This window comes from Streptomyces sp. NPDC060198 (assembly GCF_042728415.1).
Taxonomy (GTDB): Bacteria; Actinomycetota; Actinomycetes; order Streptomycetales; family Streptomycetaceae; genus Streptomyces.
On the sequence record NZ_JBHWZJ010000568.1, the window covers coordinates 1 to 3,116 of the forward strand.

2 protein-coding genes and 1 pseudogene are annotated in these 3,116 nt (G+C 72.0%); all 3 read left to right on the forward strand.

Annotated elements, in window-relative coordinates:
- A pseudogene (locus ACFWEP_RS33535) lies at window positions 1–205 on the forward strand (CoA transferase); the annotation flags it as partial.
- Window positions 205–1,230: an LLM class F420-dependent oxidoreductase gene (locus ACFWEP_RS33540; protein WP_387375911.1), complete on the forward strand. Its 1,026-nt coding sequence runs from the start codon at window positions 205–207 to the stop codon at window positions 1,228–1,230. The pseudogene ACFWEP_RS33535 and the gene ACFWEP_RS33540, both read left to right, overlap by 1 nt.
- On the forward strand, window positions 1,227–3,056 hold the full coding sequence (locus tag ACFWEP_RS33545; protein ID WP_387375913.1) for an AMP-dependent synthetase/ligase: 1,830 nt from the start codon (window positions 1,227–1,229) through the stop codon (window positions 3,054–3,056). Before ACFWEP_RS33540 ends, ACFWEP_RS33545 begins: the two co-directional genes overlap by 4 nt.
- Window positions 3,057–3,116: the final 60 nt, after the last annotated feature.

Genomic DNA, 3,116 nt, shown 5'->3' on the forward strand with positions numbered 1-3,116 from the left:
CGTCCTCCCACCGCGCGGGGCCACAGGCCATCCGTACCCCGCCGGGCGGGGCGCCCGCGCCGAGGCGTGCGTCACCCGGCCCGCTTCCGGCCCGCTTCCCCGGCACACCGAGCGTTTTCCGGCTTCCCCCGGCCGACCCGGACCGCACACCCCGGACGGTGCCCGCGACCGGGACGTGTCCGGACTCCAGAAGGGCCACCACTGATGGAACTCTCCTCACCCCTGAACTACGCCGGTGATCCGCGCGCCGCCGCGGACAGCGCCGCCGCCCTGGAGTCCGCGGGCCTCGACGCCGTCTGGGTGGCCGAGGCGTACGGCTTCGACTCCCCGACGGTCATGGGGTACCTCGCCGCGAAGACAGAGCGGCTGAGGATCGGCTCGGCGATACTCAACGTCTACTCACGCACCCCCGCGCTGATCGCCCAGACCGCGGCCGGGCTCGACGCCATCAGCGGGGGCCGCGCCATCCTCGGCCTGGGTGCCTCCGGGCCGCAGGTCGTCGAGGGCTGGCACGGCCGCCGGTTCGACCGTCCACTGGGCCGCACCCGCGAGGTGATCGAGCTGTCCCGTCGGATCTGGCGCCGCGAGGTGATCGAGCACCACGGCATCACCGAGATGCCGCTCTCCCCGGAGAGCGGCGGCACCCTCGGCAAGCCGCTGAAACTGCTGAACCACCCGGTCCGCGACACCATCCCCGTCCACCTCGCGGCGCTGGGGCCGGCCAACGTCAAGCTGGCCGCCGAGATCGCCGACGGATGGCTGCCGTTCCTCTACGTCCCGGAGCACGCCGCGAAGGTCTGGGGCCGGCCGCTGGCCGAGGGCGCCGCCGCGCGCGATCCCGCGCTCGGCCCGCTCTCCGTCGTGGCGGGCGGGCTGCTGGCCATCGGAGACGAGGCCGAGGCCGTCCGCGACCTGATGCGCCCCACCGTCGCCCTCTACGTCGGCGGCATGGGCGCGCCCGGCCGCAACTTCTACCACGACCTGGTCTGCTCCTACGGCTACGAGTCGGCCGCGGCCGCCATCCAGGAGCACTACCTCGCGGGCCGCAAGAAGGACGCGGAGGCCGCCGTACCGGCAGAACTCCTTGAACACCTCTGCCTGGCCGGCCCCGAGGGGCATGTACGTGACCGTGTCGAGGCATTCCGCGAGGCGGGTGTGACCATGCTCAACGTCACCCCCGTCGGCCCCGATCCCGCTCGGCTGATCGAGCACGTGAGGAGTTGGCTGTGACGAAATCCCGTACCACCGGCGACCTGCCCGACGCGCCCGCCGACCGGACGCTGCCGCAACTGCTGGCCCGCAACGCGACCGAGTACCCCCGACTTCCGGCGATCTCCTGGCAGTCGGCGGAGAAGGGCGGCGGCTGGACGACGTTCGACTGGGCGGAGGTCGAAGAGCACACCCGCAACCTCGCCGCCGGTTACGCGGCCCTCGGCGTCGGCCGCGGCGAACGCGTGCTGCTGATGATGTCCAACCGGCCCGAACACTGGCTTTCCGACCTGGCGTTGGTGCGCCTCGGTGCGGTCCCGGTCAGCGTCTACGGCACAGCGGCCCCCGAGCAGATCACCCACATCGCCCGCAACTGCCGTGCCCGTGTGGCCGTGTTGGAGGGTGCGGCCCAGGTGGCTGTGTGGGAGCCGCTGCTCACCGACGCCGACACCCCGCTGGAGCGGCTGGTGGTGACCGAGCAGGGCGCGGAGGGAAGCCACTTCCCGTTCGCCGCCCTGCTCCGCGAGCCGGTGCCGGAACGGTTCGCGAAGGATCTGGACACCGCCCGCCCCGACGATCCGCTGACCGTCGTCTACACCTCCGGAACCAGCGGCGAACCCAAGGGCGTGTTGTTGACGCATCGTCAAGTCATGTCCAACGCGCTGGCGCTGGACGCCGTGGTCGAACTTCCCCCGCACGTCGAGCACATCTGCTACCTGCCCTTCGCGCACATCGCCGAACGGATGCTCGGCATCTACCTGCCCTGCCACCGGGCGTCGCACGTCTACCTCTGCGCCGACCCGACGGGCGTCGCCGCCGTCGTGCGCGAGGTACGGCCCGCGCAGTTCTTCGGGGTGCCGAGGATCTGGGAGAAGTTGTCCGCCACTGTGCGGGGACTTCTCGCGCTGATGCCGGCCGAGCAACTGACTGTCATCGAAGCCGCGTTCGAGATCGCCCGCACGCACGTCGGGTACCGGGAGCGGGGCGAGACGCCGCCCGCGGAGCTGGAGGAGCGCTATGCCCGCGTCCGTGCGGACGTGCTGCTGCCCATGCTGGCCGCGGGCGGCCTGGACCGGGTGACCTGGGCGGCCAGCGCCTCGGCGCCGATGCCGGTCGACGTGGTGAGGTTCTGGGCCGGCTTCGGCATCGTCATCATGGACGCGTGGGGGCTGACCGAGACCACCGGAGTGGCCACCAGCAACAGTCCGCGGGCCGGGTTCCGGCTCGGCTCGGTGGGGCGGCCGGTGGAGTCCGTGGAGATCCGCCTCGCCGAGGACGGCGAGATCATGGTGCGGGGCTCCTCCGTCTTCTCCGGCTACCTCCAGTCGGACGGATCGGTACGGTCCGCACTGGACCCCGAGGGATGGCTGGCCACCGGCGACATCGGCCGGACGGACGAGAACGGCTTCCTCTGGCTCACCGACCGCAAGAAGGAGATGATCGTCACCTCCACCGGCAAGAACGTCTCGCCCGCGCTGGTGGAGAACGCACTGAAGGAACACCCCCTGATCGGCCAGGCGATGGTCCACGGCGACAATCGCTCCTACCTGGTCGCCCTGCTGGTGCTCGATGCCGAGGCCGCCCCCGTCTGGGCTTCGGCCAACGGCATCGGGTCGGCCGGAGGGCTGGCCGGCCTGGCGGAGCACCCCGCCGTCCGTGCGGAGGTGGACCGGGCGGTCGAAGCCGCCAACTCCCGCCTCAACCGGAGCGAGCAGGTCAAGCGGTACGAGCTGCTGGCCGAGGAGTGGGGACCGGGGACCGGGGAGCTGACGCCGTCCCTGAAGATGCGACGTCGGGTCATCCGGGACAAGTACGCCGACTCGCTGTCCGGGCTCTACCAGGACTGAACCGGGCGCCCCGGCCCCGCGAGCACAAGGCAGGGCGGCCCATCCGTCCCCGACCGGGGG

Bases quoted from the DNA above. Each gene is read 5' to 3' on its own strand.
- ACFWEP_RS33540 (WP_387375911.1), top strand. From the start codon at position 205: ATGGAACTCTCCTCACCCCTGAACTACGCCGGTGATCCGCGCGCCGCC.